Below are 23,594 nucleotides of genomic sequence, written 5' to 3' on the forward strand. Positions count from 1 at the left end.
CCTTCGGTCAACGAGGCAGGTGCGGCTGGTGGGGTGTGGCGGTGCGGCCGAGTGACCCCGCCAACTCCGCCACCCGCCTGGCCACCTCCGCGTGGTCGACTCCGCGCGACAGCGCCGCGATCGCGAGCTGCCAGAGCTGGTCGATCACCGGGTCCGAAGGCTGGATCGGCAACACCCGGTAGGGACGAACCATGGCCTCGGCCGCCCGGAACATGTTGGCCTCAGCCGACTGCGTGTCGCTCGTCGACGCGGCCCCGGCCACCGGGGGGACCGACCACGCCGACTCCACCACCGACGCCGGTGGAATCGGCGGCGCGGAGTGCTGTCGCGAAACCGGCGGGGCGGGTACCGGTACGACCGGAACCGCAGGCACCGGTACGGGTACGGCCGGAACCGGCTCAGCGTGCTTGAGCAGCACCGGTGTGACCCCGACCCCGAGCCGCGCACTCATCCGCCCGGCCACGTTGCTCACCCAGCGCATCAGCTTGTCCGGGTCCAGATCACGCCGGACCTTGTCGCTCATGTACCGCCCGGACTTGTCGTTCGCCTCCCAGCGACCGGTCACCGCATTCCAACCGAACTCTCCGCTGACCCGGGCCGGCCGGACGTCGGTGACGCCCGGCCCGACGAAGCCGGCCGCGATCGTCGGATGGCCCTGACCGTCCAACGACGCCTTCAGACCCTCCAGGGTCAGTTGGTCGTCATGCCGCCGCATGCCGGTCAACAACTGCTGCCACTCCTCGTCGTCGAGGACGGTACGGATCTCCTCGGTGCCGATCCGAATCTCACCATCGGGATCGACCGCGTAATGCCACCGCGCGTCCTTGCGCTCCAGGAAAGCGGGCGGAAAGTCGGCAAGCCGGTACCAGACCGGATTCAGCCGCACCTGGCCGTTCGCGGACTCCCCCGGCTTCACCCGCTTGGGCATGACAACCACGCCGTACTCGTGGTCCAGGTCGACGCCGGGCGTCACCTCCCACCCGCCGACCCCGCTACGCGCCGACGTCGACTCCTCGTCCTGGTGCGGCACCTTCGACTCCTCCGTCGACTTCTCGACCTGGCGCGGGACGACCGGCTTCTCGGTCGACTCCTCGACCTGGTGCGGAACGACCGGCTCCTCCGCCGGCGTCAATACCTGGCGTGGTCCCGCCGGCCGACCCCCGGCAAGGGTCGTCGCCAGGGCGTACGGGTCGGCGCCACCGAGCAGCGCCGCGGTCGTCCGGGAGCGTGCGTCGATCACCTCGGGGGTGGAGACCGGCAGCCGGACCGGCGACGAGCGTTGGAGCGCGTCGGCGTACCGCCGGATCCGCTTCCGCTCGGCCGCCGTACGAGCGGCCAACTCCTCCTCCACCCCATCGTGGTCCACCACCGGCAGATCCCACTCGCGTCGCTGCGGCAGCGGCGGCAGCGCCGTCGTCACGGCCTCGCGTGTCCTCACCTCAGACACCACGTGCTCGGCCTCCTCGGTGATCCGCCGCAGATGCGACTCGACCGGTGCCGGCTGCTTGAGCGGCGTCGACTCCTCGACCCCTGCCGACTCCTCGATCGGTGCCAGCCTCTGCACCGGCGGCGGCTCCTCGATCAGGATCACCTCATCGACCGATGCCGGCTTCTGCAGCGGTGGCGGCTTCTGCAGCGGTGGCCGATCGTTCTCCGGGACCACCTTGACCTCGGGCACCGGGAACGGCGGCGGGCTGACCGGCGCGTCCGGCCTGGCCTCGTACTTGGCGCTGAACTCGTCGAGCTGCCGGTAGTGGTCCTGCATCGACTTCCACCACGCGGCCTCGGCCGACTCCCGCTTCTCGATCGCCTTCCGCCAATGGTCGCGCAGAGCCGGATCCATCGGCCTTCTGGCTTGGGGCCCCGCTGGCCCGGGCTCAGACGGGTTGGTTATCTGGCTGCCCAGGGCCGCGTACTTCGCCGCCGCCTCCGCCTCCCCCATCGCGACGAACTCGTCGCCGAGGCGGGCCAACTTCTGTTCATGCGTCACGATCGCCTCGAACTCACGGCGTACGTTGTCCGGCGCGCCGCTGTTGATGCCGAGCACCCGACGCGCGTCGTCCAGCCCCATCCGCACCGCCACGACCACCTGCGGGATCTGGTCATCGCGGTGATGCCTGTCGGCCTGCACCGCGCGGGGCAGGGTCACCGTGACGGTCGGCTCGCAGACGTACTCGACCAGGACCGACCGGCCCTCCGGCTTGACGTTGCCGAAGCTGGTCGACGAGTCCTCTGTACCGGCCGCCAACGCGACCGTCTCACCGCTGATCGGACCACTGTTGCTGCTCTCCAACGCCTGGTACGGGTCGCCCAGGTAGCCCCGACCGAGCAGCAACCGGGGAGCGTGCAGCGACTGGGTGAGCCGGTTCGACCCGCTGCTGATGTTGGCCGTCTGCTGCTCGACGTGCTCCCGGTACACGGCGGAATCGACGCCGCCCAGCCTGGCCGCCACCGGCTTCAGCCCAACCTTGATCAGTGCCTCCTGCATCGACACGGTGGCACTCGGCACCGGCGGCAGTTCCAGCCCGTCCGTGCCGAAGGCCTGCCCGACGTTCGGCAGCAACATCTCCGGGGTGAACCCCTGATGCACCTGGTGCGCCCCGACGTAACCGGAGACATGCAGACGATCCGCGGCGCCGGCCAGCAACGCCTGGGTCGCCTCCTGGAGGTGGGCCGCACCCTTGAGGTCCTCCGGCGCGTACCGGGGCGGCAACAGCAGACCGTTACGCACCTGCCAGCCCGGTTCCCGGCCGGGTGTCGGCGCGGGTCGGTACGCTGCCGGCGTGTTCACGGCACCCTGACGCGGCGATGGGAGCCGCAGGTCACCGGCCCACCGGTCGACGGTCACCGGCGCCCGGAAGGTGATCGTGCCGTTCGGCACGGCCTTGCCCCGGTGGTAGATCCGGATCTGGAACTGGGGCTCGAGCGTGACCCGCGCCTTCACCCCTCGACCGGAACTGATGTCGGTGGTCCGCTGCTCCGACTCGGTCGTGGTCGAGGTCGAGGTCAGGCTGGTGGTGTTGTACTGGTAGCCAGCACCGATCGCGGCCGGCTGACCCTGCGGGCTGAGCACCGCCGACGCGGCGACGTTGGCGTAGAAGCCCCCGCCGTGGGCGGTCCGGAGCAGGTCGGTCTGGCCCTGCGCACCAACGGTACGCACGTCGATGTCGTCGTGGTTGGCGACGAACTGGTCGAACGTGACCCCCTTGTCGAGGACCGCCTCGAGGCGTACGTCGTAGAGCCGTTGGCTGAAGATCCCGGTGTCGGCGTGAATCAGGGAAACACCACCGTCGAACAGCGCCGCCCAGTTCCGCCGTACGCCGAAGCGGGACAGCGCATGCAGCATCCGGCGCCGGTTGAGCATCGGGTCCGCCAGCCCGTGCCCGGTCAACGCGTCCAGGATCGGCCGGGCCAGCGGCTGCGGATTCGGATCGCCCACCGCATCCTTCAGCGCCGCGATCGCCGGTTCCACCAGTGAGGGAACGTCGTGGAAGGTCTGCAGGCCCAGCCCGGGTGACCCGCCTGGCCGCAGGGTCAGCTTGGCGTTGCGCGCCTCGTCGGTGACCTGATTGCCGCTGGGCGTGGGCCCGGCGGGGGTCGACGTCACCGGCGGCTTGACGTCACCGAACAGACCCATCGCCGTCGCCTGCTCCTCGCTGACCCGCAGGTAGACGGCGTTTTCGATGACTGCGCTGTGACGGACCGACTTGTGGTGCTCCCAGCTGTCCGGTTGGAACGGTCTGGGTACGAGCGCCTTGGGAAAATCGGCGGAGTTCGTCACCTCGGCGGCCACCGTCGCCCGCAGGTCGGCCACCACCAGGTACGTCCGCTTCTTGCCCTTACGGTTGTTGACGTTGCGCTCGATGCCGCCGCTGACCTTGCTCCGCTTACGGGTCATCCGGTACAACAACGTCCGCTGGTAGCCGGCGGTGCCGGTACCACCACCGCCGGCCTTGTCCCCGGGGCGCATCGCCTCCCGCAGCGAGACACCGAACTGTCCCCGGGCCAGGAGCTGGGTCTCGCGGGTGCGGCTGCTCCACACCTGCACCCCGCCGCTCGGCGCGTGCTCGGTGGTGATCTCCGCTTGGACCGGTACCAGGCGTGGGTTGACCAGTTTCCCGGCGATCGAGACGTCGAGCCGGCCACCGTCGATGTCCGTGGTGAGCGGGTCGAGATCCCACTGCTTCTCGGTCATGGTGCCGAGGTTGGTGGTCTGCTGAGCGGCGGTGAGACTGTCGGTGAGGTCGGTCCAGAGCGGCATGCCCTCCTTCAGGCTCGCCTCACCGCGCAGGCCGCCGAGATGACGCCGGGACGCGCGGTCCTCGTACTGCTGTGTCTCCTGGATCGTGTCCCGGGCGAGTTTGAGCAGCTCGGCACTGCCCGGCATCGACTCGACGAACTGCCACTCCTTGACCTCCCCCTGGTCTCCCCTCTGCGGCGTCGTGGCCGAACCGGAGGGCGTGGAGGCGGAACCGGAGGGTGCCGGCTGACTCGAGGTGTCGTCGACAAAATTGCGCAGGGTGTTGAGGTCGGTTCTGGTGCGCCGGGCCAGTGGCTCCCGCGGCCCCCTGGTGACCTGCACCGGAAGGGTGACCCGCTCCTTCGGTGCGGCGCTGCCCGAGTAGAGGATGTCGACCGGGTGCCTCTTGCGCAGGCTGTACCGGGGCAGAGCCTTCCCACCGACCTGCACCGCCGCGTCCCTACGCGTGAACGCCGTGCCGTCCGCGTGCCGGATGCTCCTGACCCGGGTTCCCAACCCGATCCGGGAACCCTTGTCGCGGCCGATCCCGACCTTGTACGGGTAGACCCGCACGACCAGCTCCAGGTCGCCGTGGTAACGCTCCGAGCTCGGCGTGCCGCCGTGCAGCGCGGTGTCCTGTCCGGTCACGTCCACACCGCCCTGCTGCGCCCGGCGCCCCTGCAACTCGACCGAGGCCGCCGGGCTGAAACCCGTGTTCACCGCACCGTCGCTGGACCGGAAGATGAGCCCGCCCTCGACGGCCGCCGCAGCCCGCCACTGGGCGCCGCCGGCGGCACTGTCCTGCTCACTTCGGCTCTGGAAGTTACGTACGGCGACATTGCGCTCCACACCGGTGTGCACCAGCTCCTGCGGATGCCGGGCCGTCACGTGGACCACCACCTGACGGCTGGAGAACCACTTGGTCCGGGTCAGCCGGACCGCGATCCCGCCGTTGAGCAGGGTGGTGTAGTTCTGCCGCAGCGCCGGCACCGACAGCGCCCGGTCCAGCTCCGCCTGGTTGCGCTGGCGTTCACTGGCGGAGCTGGAAAAGCCCATCCGCTGCGCCACACCCTCGCGGCGGAACCGGGGCAGGAAACCACCGCCGAAACGCCGGACCAGCCGCGCGGTCTGCTGATGCAGATCGGAGAACTGGCTCATCTCGTACGGCATCGCATGCCCGCCCTTTTCGGCGAACGGCGGCAGATGCTTACCTGGCCCCTGCTCCGGGTCGATCTCACGGATCTTGCCCTTGCTGTTCGGGTCGATCGACACAGTGCTTGTCCTGCGGAACTCCCTTTCCTGCTGAGGATCGCGCTGCTCGCTGTCGGCGCCCTCGATGGACACCGTGCTGGTTCTGCGGTACGCCTTCGGCCGTTCCGGCAACGTGACACTGGTTCTGCGCTGGTCCCTGGGCGGTACGACAGAGTCGGAGCTGGTTCTGCCGTACTCCCTGGCCGACCCGGTGCTTGTCCGCGCGGGCAGCGTGCCGGTCCGCTTCAGCATGGGCGGTCGCACGTCCCGGACCATCTCCTCGGCCTTGGCCTTCGGAAGGCGGGACAGCACGCTCAGATCCAGCACGATCGGGCGTACGCCGGAGCGGAACGGCTTCTGGAAGGCGTTGACCCGGGTAGCGGTGTTGATGGTGAGCCGTACGTTCACCTTGGCCAGAACGTTCTCGATGTCCTTGAACTCGGTGCCGGTCCGGGTGGTGCTGCCCTGCCGGGCACTGGTGGTGGTGTTACGCCGGAAACCCAGGCTGAGTCGCAGTTGCACGTACGCCCACCCGAAGCCCCAGCGGATCGGCACCGCGCTACCGCCGCCGCCGACCGAACTGATGTGCTGCTCCCGACCGTTGACCGAGTACCCGGGCTGCCACCGGAACGAGGACTTCTTGACGTCCGCGACCAACTGCATCCCCGTGACCTCCGCGTTGAGCTGGAGGGCCACCGCCTGGCGGCGGGACGGGCTGAGGATCAACGGCGAGTTCACGTCGCTCTCCAACGCCGGGAGCAGTTGCCCCAGCACGCTGGGCTCACTCAACAGCGTTCGGAGCTGCTCCCGGCTGAGACTCCCCTGGTCGACGGTGCCGGTCGGTTGGAACTGACGCAGAATGTCCTCGACGACCTCGTTCCAGGTCCGCGAATCCGTGGTGTTGTCGTCCTCGACCGTGGTCAGGGCGCCCACAGCTCCGTCGTTCGAGGCAAAGGTGCCCGGCTGGGCGACGGTCACCGCCCGGGCGTCCAGAATCCGGACCACGTTCAGGTTCTGGACCAGCGTCGACACGTCGAAGCTGCCCCGCTGCATGCCGTCGTTACGCGGGGTCGCCTTGGCGATGTCGTCCAGCGTGCGGAAGCCAACCTGGGCGGTGACCACGTTCGGCGCCGCTCCCGCATCGTCTGCCGTCGACTGGTGCGCCGGTGGTGGGGTGGGTAGTGCCGAGCCCGGCTTGCCGACGTGCACGGCGAACCGGACCGGCGCCAGCACCAGGTGGGACGCCCCGCCGCTGCGGATGTTGTGCGAATCGAAGAGGGTCGCGCCACTCTCGCTGGTCACCGCCGCCTGGGCCAGGGCCATCTCGCCGGACGCCCCGCCACCCGGTCCGAACCGGCCGCCGATCATGAAGCCGGCGCCGACGGCGAGGCTGTCACCGGAACTCTCGGTCTCCTTCAGCGCCGTACTGAAGTCGTTCCTGGTGTCGTACTTGGCCTTGTCGTGACTCTGGTCCAGCCGTTGCTGCTGGTCGGTCAGCCGGGTGGTGGAGACGGTGACGCTGTGCCAGCGGCCGGTGCCGTCGCGGACGTCGAACGTACGCCCACCATTGGTGAAGAACGACTGGAGATCCCCGCGAAGCGCGTTCTCGATGCCGCTGAAGTCGACACTGATCGCCTGTCGGCCGCCCCGGGTGAACCGGTGCACGATCGGCCGAATTCGGGCACGTACCCGTTCCTCGACATCGGTCCGCAGGTCATTGACCAGCTTGTCGAGGTCGGCGGCGCCGTCCACCTCGTACAGCAGATCGGGCTGATCCTGGTAGAGCGAGCCGCTCGGCGTCGGCACGACGGTCGACGTGGACGCCTCTTTTTTCAACTCGTCAGTTCTTTGCGACTTCGACGACCCCGGCTTGAACAAACGACGGTGCATGCCGGGCCCGGGGTTGCGCGGCGAGTCCACCAACGCCTCGACGAGGGACGACGTGCCCGGCCGGTTCTGGGGTCCGGCCGCCTCGGCCAGCGGCACCCAGCGGCCGGCTGCGTCGGTCAGCATGACCCGGGCCAGTGGCAGGTTCTCCGCCAGTCCCTGGTCGGACGTCGCGTCAACCCAGCCCGCAGGATGCTGGAGGTCCACCCACTTCAGCCCGCCCGGCTCCCCGACCGGTACGGTCGCGTCGGCGTGCAGTTCGAACATGTGCGCGTCGCCGCCCGGCGGGCGTATCCACACGTACGCGCTCCAGCCGTCCCGCCGCGCGCCCTCGGCATCGGTCAACAGCGTCCTGAGCGCGTCGGCGTCACCCCCGAACTGCTCCCATGAACCGTCGACCGCGTGCGCGAACTCCCGGGGGTCGCCCCGCCCCAACAACGTCTCGTCCACGGTGCGCCGGGCGAGCCGGCGGTGTTTGGCCAGGTACGAGGCGAGCAGGCCGGGATAGCAGTCCGGCTCCCCGGTCCAGACCGGTCGGGTGGGGTCCGCGAGCAGCCGACCCAGGCCGGTGCTCACGTCATGCGCCGTCCGGGACGTGGGCTCGTCGCCCCGCCCGAACACGTTTCCTTGCCCGTGGGCGTCCTCCCGCCGGAGGGCATCCTCCTGCCTGAGGTCCGCTGCCACCTTCCGCAGTACGGCGGATTCCTGCGGTGTCACCCTGGCGTCCTGCGTCGTGGGCACCCGCCGCACCTGCTCCGGACCGGTGTCCGGGCGCTGACCGTCGGGGCGGTTCCCGTCCGGGCGCTGACCGTCGGATCGGCGGCCGTCCGGCACGTTCTGCACCGGCTCCGGCCGGTTCGGTACGACCTGCGTGTCCCGGCGTACCGGCCCCGGCTCTGTCCCGGCACGCGATGTCGGCTCGCCGGTGCGCTCCCGGGTCGTGACAACAGGTTCGCCGGTCGACGGGGTGCCCGGGCCGGTTCCCGGCACCGAGGTGATCGGCGTCGGACCGGTACGCGGAACGGCCGGCCCGGTGGCGGCGGCCGACGTGGTCGAAGCCGACGTGGTCGAAGCCGACGTAGTCGACGTGGTCGAAGCCGACGTAGTCGACGTGGTCGAAGCCGACGTGGTCGAAGCCGACGTGGTCGAAGCCGACGTGGTAGAAGCCGACGTGGTCGACGTGGTCGACGTGGTCGAAGCCGACGTCACCGGAGTTGGCGTGGACACCGACGTGCTCGGGGTCGACGTGGAAACCGACGTCACCGGAGCGGGCGTCAGAACCGACGTGCTCGGGGTCGGCACGGTCGGGGTCGGCACGGTCGGGGTGACGGTGCCAGCCGGGCCGAACGGGATGGTCGGGACCGGCGCCGGTCCGGTGGACTCCGGAGCCGTGACCGGTTGCGGAGTGGAGGGAATGTTCGGGGTAGGGGACGTACCCGTCTGCTGCGGCACGACCGGCGACCCGGGTGGGGTCGGCGGGGCCTGCGACATCGGCGGGTTCGCAACTCCCGGGGACGAACCGGGCGAGGTGCCCAGATTAGGCGGGAGGCCCGGTCCGGGCGAGGACCAGTGGTCCGGCCCGAGGGACGGCCAGGCCGGATTGGCGCCACCGCCGCTGGTTGCCCCGCCGCCGGCGCCCCCTACCCCACCACCGGTAACCGGTTGGGGAACGCTGATTGACGTACCCGTGTTCGTCCACGGTCCCGCAGGTCCGGTCATACCGGGTGCTGCGCCTGTCCCCGCCTCGTATGCCGGCGGGGGATCGTAGGCAGGCGGTCGGTAGTCGGACGGCTTGGATTTGGGCGGCGGATCGGCGTCCAATCCTCTGGCCGGGTTGTTGATGTCGTCGTTGCGGTGGCGCAGCGTGTATCCGAGCGCCGTACCGGCGCCCTCGGCGGCGCCGGAGAGCGCGCCGGAGACTGCGGTGGCGGGCATCGTGCCCCACTGCCAGCCCTCCCCGGTCATCGACCCGTACGTGCCCTCGGTGATCATCTCGCTGGTCGCCTCGTGGCCCAGATCCTCGATGAATCCGACCAGGGTCGGCGGCTCGTCCGGGGCGACCGCACGGCCCCCGGCGCCGGCCAGATCCTTGCCGCCGGCCTCGGCGGCCTCCTTCCCACCAGCCCCGGCGATGTTGCCGACCACGTTCTCACCGGCGCCACGCAGCGCGTTCCGCCCGCTCCGGATCAGCGCGGTGGCCGCCCCGCCGCCGGCACCGAGCACCACGCTGACCACGCCGCCCCACGCCCCGACCGCTGCCGCGTCGGCGGTCAGTTTCGGGTTGAACCTCTCCCGGGTGCCGTTACGGATCTGGAGTGCCTGCACGATGGTGTCCATCAGGACCTGCATCCCGATACCGACGACCTGACCCATCGCCACCGCGAAGATCAGCCGGGCCAGCCAGAGCGCGATCTTCCACTTGTCGACCAGCAGCCGCATCGCGAGGGCGTCCAGCACCCCCGGGAAGAACCACGCGATGGCCAGCGCGAACGCGAGCTCGATCATCAACTCGATGATCGTCGCGATGATCATCAGCTTGGTGTACTCGAGCTGGGTAGCGGTGTCCTCGAGGTCGGATCCCAACCGCCGGACGTACTTGCCGGCGATGGTGAGATAGCCGGGGTCCTCCAGGTAGTTCCCCATGGCGTCGACAAAAGCCCGCTCAGACGCGCCCACCACCCCGTTGCTGATGGTGTTGACCGCGGTGACGAAAAGCGGCAGAACCTCTTCCAAGCCGTCCGCGGCCGCGATGTGCGCCTGCGCCAGGTTACGGATCCGGTCCTCGTTCGTCCCGGGGAATTCCTCGCCGGTGAGCCACTTCAGGAAGGTCGCGACATCGTCCGACACCTCGATCGCCATGGTCCCGTGCCACCTCCCACCGGGCGCGAGCGGCGAAAGGAACCCGTGCACCGACAGGGGCGGCAGAACCGCCCAGGCATGACCGGCCCGGAACCGGGGCGGTTCACCGGGCCGCCGGGGTCGGGCGGCTTGAGCCATCGGCAGCGGGCATGAACGAAAGCTGACCGTAGTTAGGAAACAACTACGTGTCCGGAAGTGAACGGGACCACAAGGGACGGTGAAAAAGTGAGTGGGCCCGTTCACCGAGCCGTCCCGCGCACGGAGCCGATCGTCCTGAGGAAGCGACCCGGCGAAGCAAATCGGCCAGCAGGTGAACTGGCGGCCGGCGCGGGCCGTCGTGCTATTTCGGAGACGGTACGCAAGGGAGAGCAACCAGAATGCGACTTACGTCCGGCAGCGGTGGTGTGTCGAAGCTGCGCACGCGGCTCGTCGACCTGTCCGCCCGAGCCCAGCGCCGGTCCACCCTGCTGCGCCGGGCCGCCTACCTGCTGCGCGGCGGCCTGGACCGGCTCGACAGTCCCCTGCGGCGGACCGTCGCGGCCGGGGTCCTGCTGGTCCTGGTCGCCGGGACCGGTGTGGTGGCGGCGTCCGGGCTCGGCATCGCCACCGCCGACGACGCGATCCGCACCGGACGGCCGGTTCCGCCCGGTCAGGTACAGACGATCGCGGCCGCCGCGCTCTCCTGCCCGGTCCTCACCCCGGCCCGGCTCGCCGGGCAGCTGATGGCCGCGTCCGGCTTCAACCCGTCCGCGCGCTCGGACAACGGCGGCGAGGGTGTCGCCGGCCTGACCGAGAGCGCGTGGAACGCCTGGAAGCCCGCTCCGGCGGCGAAGCGCAGCGACCCGACAGCCAACATCGTCGCGCTCGCACACCACATGTGCGACCTGTCCGGACAGCTCCGGCAGGCCGGGGTGGGCGGTGACCAGTGGCGGCTGACGCTGGCCGCGTACCACTCCGGGCTGGACGCCGTACGGGACGCCAAACGGGTGCCGTCCCGGGCCGACCGGTACGTCTCCACCGTGGCCGGCTACGCGGCCTGGTACGCCCGGCGGCCGGAGTTCTCCCGTACCGGTCCGAGTGCGTCAGCCGGGCCGGTGGGCGGGGTGGAACCGCGCCCGGGTACCCCGGCCGCCCCGGTACCCGCCGATTACCTGGCGGCGATCCTGGCGGCTGGGAAGACCTGTCCGGCGGTGTCGGCGGGCCGGATCGCCGCGCAGTTGATGGCCGCGTCGGCGTTCAACCCGAACTTGCGTGGTACGAGCGGCGCCCAGGGCATCGCCCAGTTCAACCCGACAGTCTGGGCCCGGTACGCACCGGACGCCGCCACACTCTCACCCTGGGACCCGCAACAGGCGATCGCCGCGCTGGCCGTGGTGATGTGCACGCTGGTGGAGGGGCAGAGCCGGGTGGGGCAGGGCGACCCGTACCCGGCGGCGCTCGCCGCCTTCCAATGGGGACCGGAGGCGGTGCAGCGTGCCGGCGGTGTCCCGGACGAGGCGGCGATGCGCGACTTCATCGGCCTGGTGCAGAGCTACGCCGCCGTCTACGAACGCGACCCGCGCCTCGGCGGCACCCCGCAGGCCAGCCCTGGTCGCAGCGGTCCCCCACGTTCACCGTCCGCCCCGGCCGGCAGCGCGTCGCCCGGCGGCCCGGCCAGTCCGCGTACCGGCGGGGACCAGGGCCCGACGCCAGCGGCCGGCGGGCAACCAGCACCCGGCGGACAACCAGCACCTGGCGGACAACCGGCCCCGCCGCCGGCACCGGCCCCCAGCCGCACCAGCGCGGCACCGCCGCCGCCACCCCCGGCCCCGAAGCCGCAGCCGGTCGGCGGAGCCGGGCCGATCATCGGGTACGGCAGCAACCGCTGCATCGACGTGACCGACGGCGCCTACCAGAGCAACCCGCAGTTGCAGATCTGGACCTGCAACGGCGGACCGAACCAGCAGTGGACGATCTACAACGACGGCACGGTCCGGGCGTTCGGCAGGTGCATGACCGTGGCGGGCGGCTCCACCACCAACGGCGCGAAGATCGTACTGAGCACCTGCTCGGGCAGCAGCTCCCAGCTGTTCACCCTGAACAACGCACACGACCTGGTCAACAAGCGGGCGGACAAGTGCGTCGACGCGCTGGACAAGCAGAACGGCGACGGGACGCGGTTGCAACTGTGGGACTGCGGCGGCACCTCCAACCAGAAATGGCACCGGTGAAGCCCACGACTGCTGACCCCAGCCCAGTACCCTCTGCGGCAGCCGCTCGTCGACAGGAGTAGACCACCATCATGACCGTGCACCCCGGGCAGCAGGCCGCCGCGGCGGCCCCCGCCACCGGCACCTCCGCCACCCCGTCGCACCAGGGATCCGGCAACGACGGGCCGCCCGTACCCGGTCCGGTCGTGCTCCCCTCGGCCGGCCCGGCCTGGCAGGTGCCCAGCCAGCCGGCCAGCCCGAAGCACGACAGCGCGACGGCCGTGCCGGCACCGCCCGGTCCGGCCGGTGCGGACGAGCCGGTGGGCGGCCCGGGGCAGAAGGCCGCGGAGTGGGGCTGGCGGGGGCGGGCCAACCGGCTCACCGGCGGGACGCTGACTCTCACCGCCACCCGGGAGGAACTGGTCCACCGGGCGGCGCGGCGACGGCTGCTGCGCTCGTTCAGCCGAACCATGTCGGTCGTGGTGGCGAATCCGAAAGGCGGTGCCGCGAAGACCCCGACCGCGTTGATCGCCGCGGCGACGCTCGGCTTCTACCGTGGCGGATACACACTGGCCTGGGACAACAACGAGACGCGTGGCACCCTCGGGATGCGCGCGGAGGCGTCCACCCACCAGCAGACCGTGGTCGACCTGCTGCACCAGATCGACGACTTCCTGGCCACCACCGGCAGCGTGGGGCAGCTCTCCGCGTACCTGCGCCCGCAGAGCGCCCGGTTCGACGTACTCGCGTCGGACGACGCGGCGGGCAGCATGGAAATCATCGACGACGAGGCGTTCCGCAAGCTCTGGACCGCACTGTGCCGCTTCTACCGGCTCATCGTGATCGACACCGGGAACAACATCCGCGCGGCGAACTGGCAGTCGGCGACCGCGGTCGCCGACTGCCTGGTGGTACCGACCACGGTGCAGCGGGACGTGGCCGACAGTGGGCTCTGGATGCTCGACCACCTGATCCGCACCGGCCGGGCCGACCTGGCCGAGAACGCGGTCGCGATCGTCTCCTGCGCCGACCCGAAGCCGGACATGGCGCTCCTCGACGACATCGTCGATCGCTACCGCCAGGTGGTCCGGGACGTGGCCGTCATCCCGTACGACCGCCTCATCCGGTCCGGCGGGCGGATCGAGTACGACCAACTCGCCGTACCGACCCGCCGGGCGTGGCTGATGGCCTGCAGCTCGATCATCGACTCACTCGGTATCCGCGACCAGGACTGAACGGCCAGGCACTGGTCGCGTTCGTACGCCGAACCGCCTCGACCGCCCGACGCAACGCCGAGCGGGCCTGCCGGTCCAACTCCGCGTCGCGTCCCGGCCCCGTCGGGTCGTACGTCGGGTCGCCAGCCGTGGCGGGCGTCTCGCCGGACTGTTCGCCCCGCTCCGGGCCGGTGTCGCGCAGCAGCACCAACACCGGCTCGTCGCGGCCGAGATGCTCGACCTCGACCACCCTCAGCCGGCTGCCGGGCGCGAACCGTACCCGGTCCCCCACCGGCGGTCCCGCCTCGCCCGTCCGCAGACCGGCGACCGACCAGATCAGCAGCACCGGCCCGGCCGGCTCGGACCGACCGGGTCGCTGCGGCTGCCACGGCGCCGTGGTCCCGGTCAGTTCCTCGGGCACGCGCACGTCCTGTCCCGCCCGCCAGTCCGGCGTCGGGTCGAAGCCCCAGTCGGCGAACACAACGCCGGTGTAGTGCCCTCGGCTGGCAGGCCGGGTGGGAACCTGATCCTGGCGTTCGGGCTCTGGGCTGGACCAGTGCTCAGCCGCCGGTCCGGGCATCGGCGCCTCCTCCACCCGAATCTCGGGCGTCGGCGCAGGTCGAAGCTGGGGCGGAGACTGGGGCACGGATACCGGACCGGGTGCCGGGTCCGGCTCAAGTGCCGGCCCAGGCTCGGACACTGGCTCAGGTTCGGGTGCCGGCTCAGGCTCCGGCTCCTGGGCTGGTGTTGGCGCTGGTGTTGGCGCTGGCGCCGGTTCAGGCTCGGGCTCGGATGGTGCTTCCGGTCCGGGTACGGCTCCGGGCTCCGGCTCGACGGCTACTCGGCCGGGTAGTTCGACCAGGTGACCCGGACCGACCACGGCCAGCAGCGGACCGTGACGTTCGACCACCGGCTCCCACAACCCGGCATCGCCCTCGGCCGGCGGACGCGTCACCACCACTCGCAGCACGCTGGCGGTGTCCACCGGCAACCGGTTCACCACGGCGTCGAGCACCGTCACCGCCCTGGCCGGCCGCGCGACGCCCGTCGCACCGACCACCAGCAGCGGGTGGCGGTCGTCGATCGGTAGCCTGCGGACCAGCTCCTGCTCGGAATCGTCGTCCGCCGACCGCAGCCACAACCCGGACCGGATCACCTCGACCGCCCAGTCCGGTTCTACCTGCTGCGCCCCGGCCGAACTCGGAACACCTGGCAGAGGGTCACGCCACTGTGTCACCTGCGGGGCGGCACCAGCGCGGTAGATCAGCCGCTGCGCGAACGGACGCCAGCGGCGCCGGTCGTCGGATTCGACCGGCGCGGATCGGCTGCCACCGGTGTCGCCCGCTTCGCTGACCACCTCGATGGTGCCGCCGGTACGGGCGGCCAACCACTCCCCGACCGTGTCGGCGGTGCCGCCCTCGGCCCCGTACCGCACCAGGAGCATCCGGCGCCGCAGTGCCCGGGGCAGCGCCTCGAGCATGGCGTAGACCGGCTCGGGTGGCAGTGGCGCACCAGCCGGGCGGCCGATCACCACGGTCAGCCGCTCCGGGTCCACCGGCACGGACAGCACCGCCGCGGTCAGCGACGGTACGGGTGGTCTGGTGTCGTGCAGCCACAGGCCGGCCGGTACGGCGGTCATCCCCACCTCCGGCGGCAGGACCCGAGGGCTGAGCGGGAGCAGACGTTCCCAGTCAGGTGCGGGCTGCCGGGCACCTTGCCGCTCCCCCGCTTCCCCCGGCCGGAACCGCCACCACTGTCCGGTGGTGACGAACAGCATCCCGCTGGGCAGCAGCATCACCGGCCCGGCTGGGGCGAGCACCTCGATGCGCAGCTCGTCCGCGATCACCTGGCCGATGCCTGGTCGCCCGGCCTCGGAGAGCACGAGCCGGATCGACGCGCAACGTACGGGCAGGTGGCGGCCGAGCAGCGCGGTCAGGGTCGGCAGGTCCAGTGGTGGGTCCGCGGCCACGATGACCGTGTGTCGGTCCCGCTCACGGGGCAGACGGGTGGGCGCGAGCTCGGGTGGCAGCGCGTTGCCCCGGACGATGAGCGTGACCCGGTCGTACCCGTGAACCCGCGGTTGATCGATCCGGTTGCGCATCACGCCATCCTCACGCACGGCCCCACCGGGCGGCGAGGTGGGCCGGGCTCCGCCCCACGCGTACGTGACCATGGTGCCGGCAATTCGAACGGTGGGGCCTACTCGCCGTCGTACCCGGGTACGACGGCGGCGCAGGCGTCGAGTACGGCGAGCATGCCCAGCGTGACGACAACCCGCAGCCGCAGCCGACCCCACCGGGCCAGGGACCGGACCAGCAGGCACGAGTGTGACGGCTTTTCGGTGCCGGTGAGAGGGCCGCCGGGTCCGCTCGATTGGCTCGGTAGGCGGTCGGAGCCGAACGGTCCGGACCTGCCCACGGTCACCGGCAGTCGGAACCCGGGTCCGTGCGGCCGGCGTCTGGACGCTGGCGGACGGGGTGCCGTCGGTGGGTCGAGCCGGTCGGGGTCGTCGCGGACCCGGTCGTCGAGCAGCTCGCGTACGTCGGCGGCGGACAGACCGCCCAACGCGCTCGCTGCCGGGCCGATGTCGTCGCAGGCGTCCTGACAGGCGGGACAGCCGGCGAGATGTCCTTCGAAAGCGTCGACCGCGGCAGGGCTGAGGGCACCCAGAAGGTACGGTGCGCTGTCCGCGCACTGGGCACGGCGGTCTTCGCTGTGGTCACTCATCGGCGCGTCAGATCTACTAGGTGGCATGACCCGTCCAACGATCGTGTCAGGTCAATAGTGGGCCCGGCAACAAGCATCACCCGTACGACGTGCCAAACCTGAAGATGGTTCACTACCCGGCTGGAGACCTTCGCGATCCCGTCCGTCGGCCCGCGCCGGTCAGCCGGCCCCGGTCATCCGGCGTCGGTCGGCCCGATCGCCGCGCGTAGCGCCCGTAACGCATAGTGTGCACGCGACTTGACCGTGCCCTCCGGAATGCCGAGCCGGGCGGCGGCCTCGTCGGTGGAGCGACCCAGGAAGTACAGCTCGACCAGCACGGCCCGGTGCGCCGGGGTCAGCTTGGGCAGGGCACGCCGGACGGTCTGCACCGCCACCACACCCTCCGTGGCGTCGGTGCTCTCCGCCAGCTGTGTCATGTCGGTCACACCTACCTCGGTCGGCCGGGCCTGCCGTGCCCGCGCCGCGTCGATCGCGATCCGCCGGGCCACGGTGAACAGCCACCGACGCAACGCCTCGGCCTCGGTCGGCAGCCGGTCCAGGTGACGCCACGCCTGCAGCATCGTGTCCTGCAACAGGTCCTCGGCCAGGTACCGCTCGCCCCAGGTCAGACGTAACAGGAAACGGTAGAGCGGTTCCGCGTGGTCCGCGTGCAGCGCCTGCATCCGAGCGGTGGCCGCCGAGACGTCGGCCGACCACGCGTTATCGGCACCGGCCAGAGTGGGCTGCTGCACCATGCCCACGCTAGGCACCAAGAGCATCGAACGCCTCCACCCGACTACTTCATGTTCCTCGTCGACGCGCATGTGCGCACGGCGCCGTGCGTCACACACCGACGGTTCGCTGAAGCATACGGTCGTGACGGGTCCAATCAAGCAATCAGAAAAGACAAGTTCTGGTATACCGCGTGGCCGTTACGGAACCTCAGGTCGCCGCGGTCACCGCCGGTGAAACATCCTCCACTAAAAGTGTCCGCAACTGATCGACGTTCGGTGCGCTCAGCGTCCGCAGCCGGCCCGCCTGACGTGTGATTGAGTCCTCCAACAGTTGACGGGCGTAGCGCCCATTGCCAAAGGCCCGCCCTTTTGGTACGCCCTCGAAATGCTCACGCAGCGCAATCAACGTCCCACCTGGACACTCGTATCCGCTCGCCGAGGCGAGCCCCTGGAAAATCGCGACGAGTTCGTCGGGGCTGTAGTTCGAGAAGTGGATGCGACGGGAGAAGCGGGAGGCCAGGCCGGCGTTGGCGGCCAGGAACGTTTCGATCTCCTGCTCGTACCCGGCGGCGATCACGACCACCTCGTCCCGGTGGTCCTCCATCAGCTTGACCAGGGTGTCGATCGCCTCCCGACCGAAGTCCTGCCGGGCGTCCGGCGGGGCCAGGGTGTACGCCTCGTCGATGAACAGCACCCCGCCCCGGGCCCGCTCGAACGCCTCCCGGGTGCGTTGGGCGGTGTGACCGATGTACTCCCCGACCAGGTCCGCCCGGGCCACCTCGACCAACTGTCCGCCGGCGAGTACGCCGAGCGCGGTCAGCAACTGCCCGTACAGCCGGGCGACGGTGGTCTTACCCGTACCGGGCGGCCCGGAGAAAACCAGGTGCCGGGAGATGGACGGAGCCGGGAGTCCGGCCCGTACCCGGGTACGGATCGTCGCCAGCAGATCGATCATGTCGGCCACCTCGCGCTTCACCCCACCCAGCCCGATCATGCCGTGCAGCCGGCCGAGCAACTGGTCGACCTCGTCGACCCGGGCCTCGCCGGCGCGTACGCCGCTCGCCGCCGGGGCACCGAGGTCCTGGGGCAGCAACTGGGCCAACTCCACCCCGTCCGACGAGGTCGCCTGCGAGAGCCGGAACGCCTGCCGCCCGATCATCTCCTCGAACACCTTCCGGGCGACCCGGGCGTTGCCGAAATTGGCGTCCCGGGCCATCCCGTCGAACAGCCGGGTCAACGCCAACCGGGTGTCGTACTCCAGCGAGTAGTGGTGCGTGCTGCACATCCGCTCGACGATGGTGACCAGTTCCTCGGTGGCGTAGCTCTCGAACTCCACGGTCTTGGAGAACCGGGAGGCGAGACCAGGGTTGGAGTCCAGGAACGCGCGCATCTGCACCGAATACCCGGCGACGATCACCACGATTTCGTCCCGGTGGTCCTCCATCAGCTTGACCAGGGTGTCGATCGCCTCCCGGCCGAAGTCGTGCCCGCCGCCACCACTGTCCACCGGGGACAGGGCGTACGCCTCGTCGACGAAGAGCACCCCGCCCCGGGCCTCGTTGAACTTCTCGGTGGTCTTCACCGCCGTACCACCGATGTGCTCGGCGACCAGATCGGCCCGGGCCACCTCGACCAACTGGCCGGTCCCCAGTACGCCGAGCGCGGCGAGGATGCGCCCGTACAGCCGGGCCACGGTGGTCTTGCCCGTACCCGGGGCGCCGGCGAACACCATGTGCCGGGACATCGGCGGCGCGGGCAGGCCGGCCGCGGCCCGACGCTGGCTGACCCGGTGCAGGCCGACGAGCGTCGCCACCTCGTGCTTGACTCCGGCGAGCCCGACCAGCGCGTCGAGTTCGGCCAGGAGCGGGGTGGCGAGGTCGGAGGGTCCGTCGCCCGGTGGCCTGCCTCCGGCGGGCACCATCACCCCGAACGGCTGGGCCAAATCCCCCGTGAACGGGGCACCGCCGCCACCGTGGGCAGCGGGACCCGCTGGGCTGGTGCCGACCGCCTGGTTGCTGCCCTTGGTGGAGGGACGGAACGGGCCGCCACCGTTGCCGGCCATCGTGGTCGCCTCCACCTGGACCGGCTCGACCGTCTCCCGGAGCAGACCCTCCCCCACGTTCTCGAACAGTTCGCAGCCGTCCACCCGCCCCGACGAGCCGGCGGCGAACCGCACGCCCGGCCCGCCGCTGCCATGCACCCGGGTACGCAGCAGCGTCAGGTTCGCCTCCCGCTGCACCAGGATGCCGACCGTCCGGGCACCGCCGAGGTCGGATCCGCTGACCGTCGCCGTACCGCCGACGTTGAGGAGCAGGCCCACGCCACCGCCTTGCACGGTGGACTGGTCGAGCGTCAGGGTCGCGCCGGTCTCGACCAGGAGCCCCCCGGCCGCGCATCGCTCGATCCGCGCCTGCCGGACGGTCGGCCGGGCCTCGTCGAGCAGCCGTACCCCGTATTCGAGGGCGTCCTCGATGACGCAGTCCTCGATCAGCGGCGCGGCCGAGCCACCGACGACCACTCCGCTCGGCCCGCCGTGCACCGTCACTCCGCGTACCGTGCCGGTCGCCTCTGCCTGGAACAGCAGCGCCCCGGCAGGTCCGGCGGTCACCCGGCCGCCCTCGATGGTCGGCGCGGCCGAGCCGGTGACGGCGACCGCGGCCGCCTCGGTACCGTCGATCTCACCGTCGGCGAACACCCCGGTGGACTGGTCGAGCACGAGCAGCCCGTGCCCCGCCGCCCCGTGGACACGACAACCGCGTAACACCGGACTGGCGGTGCCGGAGAGCACCACCGCGTGCCCTCCGACGGTCCGGATCTCACACTCCTCCAGCGTCGGTTGTCCACCGGTGACGACCACCCCGGACCCGGGCAGGTCGTGCAACTGGCTGCGGACGACCCGGATCGCGCCGTCCTCCTCCACCGCCACGGCGGGACCGTCGACGGCGCTGATGTCGCACTCCTCGACGGTGCCCCGCCCGCCCCGGGTGGACAGCACACCGGTCCCCCGGATGTCGGTGAAGGTGCAGCCGCGCAGGACCGGGTCGGCCCCGCCGACAATCACCGCGCCGGCGCTGCCCGCGTCCCGGACGGTGGTGCCGCTGACCGTGCCGGCCGCGTCCCGTTCGAACAGGAAACCGGCGCCGTCCGGGTTGCTGACCTGGCAGTCACGCATCTCCACCCGTCCACCGGGCACGTGCACCGCGACGATCCCGTGCCCGGTGACCGTGCACTCGGTCGCGTGCAACGTGCCCCGCCCGACCTGCATCGCAGGCAGGTTGGCGCCGCCGCCCCGCACGGTCAGCCCGCGCAGCGTGACGCTTCCCCCGGCGACGAAGACGGCCACGCCGTCCCCACCGTCGATGGTGACCGTGCCCGGCCCGTCCTCGGCCACCACCGTCACGTTCCCGGCCATCCGCAACTGCTCCGCGTACGTCCCCGGCTGCACGATGACCGTGGCGCCGGGAGCGGCGGCTGCCAACGCCGCGGTGATGGTCGGCAGGCACCCCGGTTCGGTCTGGGACACCGACAGCATGCTGTTGATCACGCTCGTCCACCCTCGTTCACTGCCACAGCACCGGCGACCGCCGGCAACGGGAAAGGCCGGCCCACGTCGTCCAGACCGGGTGCGAAGGCCAACGGTACGGAGGGGTCCGCACCGCCGGCCGAGGTCGCGCCCCGGTCAGCCGCCCGCAGTTGGGACAGGATCCGCTCGGCGCTGTCCCGCCCACCCCGGTACGAGGCGGCGAGGTCACGCAGCAGGACGCGTACCGTCTGGTCCGTCGTCTGCTCGTCCACGGCGAGCACCTGGAAACGACTACCCGGTGGGAAGATCGCCGACGACCGGGGCGCGCCGTCCAGGCTGTCCAGCCGGTGCGCGCTGACCGACCAGATAGCGAACTGGACGTGGGCTCCGTCGACCGGCTCGGCGGCCAGGTCGACGTCCACGAAGGCGGGCTCGATCAGGACGTCACCGGCCCGGTATCCGTCGACCAGGCGCGGGTCGGCGGGGCCGGCCCGGAAGACCGGCCCCAGCACCGACGGCAGCCGACGCAGCCCGTAGACGGCGCAGCGGGCCACCACCGAGGCCCGGTCCACCTCGGGGGCGGGGCCACCACCGCGCAGAACCTGGTTCACCAGCTCACGTTCACCGTCGCAGTACGCCCGGATCGCGACCAGCCCCGCTGTCAGCTCGGTGAACGCTCCGGCCGCGGCGCGCAGTCCGGGTGACTGCGCCAGGGTGCGGGCGACCACCCGGGCGTGTGCGTCGTACCGGCCGCTCAGCGCGTTCCGTAGCCCCGCGCGGTCCGCGACCGCCCGCTCGATGTCGCTCTCGGCGAGCCAGCGGGGTGCCGGACCGGGTGGCAGGACCGGCTGTGGCGCCCGGACCGGGCCGGGCGTGCCGGTGGCCGCGGCGGCCGACTGGTCCGCACCGGCCGGGGCGGCGGGCTCGGGAAGCGGTGGCACCGCCGGCAGCGCGGGCACACCGGCGACCGCTGCGGCCTGCGCGGACAGCGTCGGACGCCACCCTGAGGTGGCGAACGGAATCTCCTCGTCCCGGTCCTGCGCCCCGACGGCGGACGCCATCACCGTGCCAGCACCGCCGACCGTGGCATCGCCCGTGCCGCCGACCGGACCGGCCGGGGAGGTGGGAGCGTCGGGCAGGACAGCCTCGACCGGGGACAGCTGCCAACCGGTCAGATCCTCGACCGCCCCCGGTACGGCGACGCCCTGGTCGCTGACCCGCGCGCCGGTGCCGGTGCCCGACGCGAGCGGGGCGGTGGTCGGGTGGCCGGTGCCGGGCGGAGGGACGAACAACGCCGGCAGCGGCGGCACAACGATCCGGGCCAACCGCGACAGCGCCGCCCAGCGTCCCGGTGAGAGCAGGACGGAGAACTGGGGATCGAGCGGGACGGGCGACAGCTCCGCTTCCGCCCGGTCCACCGGGGCCTGCTGACCGACCGTGGGCGGCTCGGGGGCCGCCGGTGGGACCGGTCTGGTACCGGGACGGCCAACCCGGTGGCCGCGTACGGACGGCAGTGCCGGGAGCACCCGGCCGAGGAGCCGGACCCGGCGCGTTCCCCGTGCCGCGCCCTGCTGGCGAGGGGTCCAGCGCCGGAACGTACCGGGGGTCCGGAGCAGCCCGGTGGCGGTGCGGGTCACCTCCCCGTCGGCCGCGTACACCGGCACCTTCAGCGTGTCGGCGAGACCGCCGAAGAGCACATCGGCGGCGGCCCCCTGGACCGGTGCTCCGTGCACGACGAACACCACCGGCTGGCTCTCGTCCTCCCGGCAGGCGTGGATCAGTTTCGCCAGTGCGCGGGCCGAGACCAGCCGGCCCTCCACCCGGAAGCCGGTCACGTCCACCCGGATCTCGACCACGAACCCGGCCAGCACCCGATCGCTGCCGACCGCCGGCTCGTCCAGGAACGACCAGCCCGCTGGCGTCCGTACGCCCGGCACCGCGACCGTTGGCCGCGCGGCGGGGACCGGCTGCCCGCGCGGCCGGACCCGCGCCGGATCCGGTGCCGGGCGGCTCGGCTGCCAGACGATGGGTGGGCGCTCCGCCGGCAGGTCGACAAAACCGCCGCGCGGATGCGACGCCAGGTGCGGCCAGCGCGCCGCCGCCGGCCCACTCGGGGCGGCCGGGCGACTCGAAACGGCCGGGCGACTCGCGCGGGAGGCGGACGTGTCCAGCCGACCGGTGAGCGGCGCGGGTGACAGGGCCGGAGTCGACACGACCGGCGGCACGACCGGAGTCGGCGCGAGCGGAACCTCCACCACCGGCGTCACCGCGACCGGTGCCTCCACCGCGACCGGCTCGATCGGCTCGATCGGCGCCGGCACCACCAGTGGCGGCATGACCAGTGACGGCATGACCGGCGGGCGCGGCCGGACCGCGATCGGGGGCGGGGTCCGGGGCGGCGGCGGTAACGGGGGCAGTAACGGGGGTGCGATCGGTGACCGGGGTGGGGCTGCGGGCGGTGGCGGGGCCGGAACGGCGGGCGGTGACGGAACAGCGGTCGGTGACGGTGGCGAAACGGCGGGCGGGGGCGGCGGCCACAGGCGGTCGGGGCGGACCTGGCCGTTCGTGGCGGACACCGCCCACGGCACGGTACGCAGCACAGCGCTCGCCGAGACGGAGAGCTCCTTCAGCGGAAACGTGACCTCCTGACCGATCCACTCGGCCAGTTGTCGCATCTCGACCCCGAGTTCGACGGACCGGTCGTACCGCCCGAGCGGCACCAGCCGAATGCCGGCCGCGACACCCCCCAGGTGTTCGGTCAGGACCGCCGGCAGCAGCTCGAAGAGGTCCGGCCGGGCGGTGACCGACGGCGTACTCAACACCACCGTCGGTCCCGCCTCCGTGGGCAGGGCCGTCACCAGCGCCGACACCGGGGCAGCCGGATCCGCCTCCGTACGCAGAGCCAGCGCTTCACCGACGGATTCCACGATGAGGCCCGGGACCGACGGGTCGGTCCCTGTGGAGGACATCAGGTGAACCTCGTTCCCACTG

Annotated in this window: 8 protein-coding genes; 2 read left to right on the forward strand and 6 right to left on the reverse strand. The window is 71.6% G+C overall.

Annotation, left to right across the window (positions count from 1 at the left end; genetic code table 11):
- Positions 1–7 precede the first annotated feature (7 nt).
- Positions 8–10,237: a WXG100-like domain-containing protein gene (locus tag BDK92_RS04820; RefSeq protein WP_121154966.1), complete on the reverse strand. Its 10,230-nt coding sequence runs from the start codon at positions 10,235–10,237 to the stop codon at positions 8–10.
- Between the two features lie 377 nt (positions 10,238–10,614).
- Here BDK92_RS04820 and BDK92_RS04825 point away from each other — a divergent pair, with 377 nt between their 5' ends.
- Together BDK92_RS04825 and BDK92_RS40140 are read left to right on the forward strand one after the other, a co-directional pair.
- Complete coding sequence (locus BDK92_RS04825; protein WP_147456912.1) at positions 10,615–12,447, forward strand: ricin-type beta-trefoil lectin domain protein; 1,833 nt, start codon at positions 10,615–10,617, stop codon at positions 12,445–12,447.
- Positions 12,448–12,518: 71 nt separating this feature from the next.
- A complete protein-coding gene (locus BDK92_RS40140; RefSeq protein WP_246016825.1) occupies positions 12,519–13,661 on the forward strand; it encodes a MinD/ParA family ATP-binding protein in 1,143 nt (380 codons plus the stop codon).
- Here the strand turns inward: BDK92_RS40140 and BDK92_RS04835 are convergent.
- From BDK92_RS04835 to BDK92_RS04855, 5 genes are all read right to left on the reverse strand, one after another.
- Entirely contained in the window at positions 13,627–15,741 is a 2,115-nt protein-coding gene (locus BDK92_RS04835; protein ID WP_147456913.1) for a hypothetical protein, read from the reverse strand. The genes BDK92_RS40140 and BDK92_RS04835 overlap by 35 nt on opposite strands.
- A gap of 98 nt (positions 15,742–15,839) precedes the next feature.
- Complete coding sequence (locus BDK92_RS04840) at positions 15,840–16,367, reverse strand: zf-HC2 domain-containing protein (protein WP_170208500.1); 528 nt, start codon at positions 16,365–16,367, stop codon at positions 15,840–15,842.
- 173 nt (positions 16,368–16,540) lie between these two features.
- On the reverse strand, positions 16,541–17,125 hold the full coding sequence (locus BDK92_RS04845; protein ID WP_246016826.1) for a sigma-70 family RNA polymerase sigma factor: 585 nt from the start codon (positions 17,123–17,125) through the stop codon (positions 16,541–16,543).
- 163 nt (positions 17,126–17,288) lie between these two features.
- Positions 17,289–20,624 carry a right-handed parallel beta-helix repeat-containing protein gene (locus tag BDK92_RS04850; protein ID WP_211349084.1) on the reverse strand — a complete coding sequence of 1,112 codons (3,336 nt, stop codon included), beginning with the start codon at positions 20,622–20,624 and terminating at the stop codon, positions 17,289–17,291.
- Complete coding sequence (locus BDK92_RS04855) at positions 20,621–23,572, reverse strand: hypothetical protein (RefSeq protein WP_211349086.1); 2,952 nt, start codon at positions 23,570–23,572, stop codon at positions 20,621–20,623. Before BDK92_RS04855 ends, BDK92_RS04850 begins: the two co-directional genes overlap by 4 nt.
- Between the last annotated feature and the right edge of the window lie 22 nt (positions 23,573–23,594).

This window comes from Micromonospora pisi, assembly GCF_003633685.1.
GTDB lineage: Bacteria > Actinomycetota > Actinomycetes > Mycobacteriales > Micromonosporaceae > Micromonospora_G > Micromonospora_G pisi.

Excerpts from the sequence above, each read along its gene's own strand:
- BDK92_RS04820 (WP_121154966.1), bottom strand. The coding sequence starts at position 10,237 with ATGGCGATCGAGGTGTCGGACGATGTCGCGACCTTCCTGAAGTGGCTC.
- BDK92_RS04825 (WP_147456912.1), top strand. The coding sequence starts at position 10,615 with ATGCGACTTACGTCCGGCAGCGGTGGTGTGTCGAAGCTGCGCACGCGG.
- BDK92_RS40140 (WP_246016825.1), top strand. The coding sequence starts at position 12,519 with ATGACCGTGCACCCCGGGCAGCAGGCCGCCGCGGCGGCCCCCGCCACC.
- BDK92_RS04835 (WP_147456913.1), bottom strand. The coding sequence starts at position 15,741 with ATGCGCAACCGGATCGATCAACCGCGGGTTCACGGGTACGACCGGGTC.
- BDK92_RS04840 (WP_170208500.1), bottom strand. The coding sequence starts at position 16,367 with ATGAGTGACCACAGCGAAGACCGCCGTGCCCAGTGCGCGGACAGCGCA.
- BDK92_RS04845 (WP_246016826.1), bottom strand. The coding sequence starts at position 17,125 with ATGCTCTTGGTGCCTAGCGTGGGCATGGTGCAGCAGCCCACTCTGGCC.
- BDK92_RS04855 (WP_211349086.1), bottom strand. The coding sequence starts at position 23,572 with ATGTCCTCCACAGGGACCGACCCGTCGGTCCCGGGCCTCATCGTGGAA.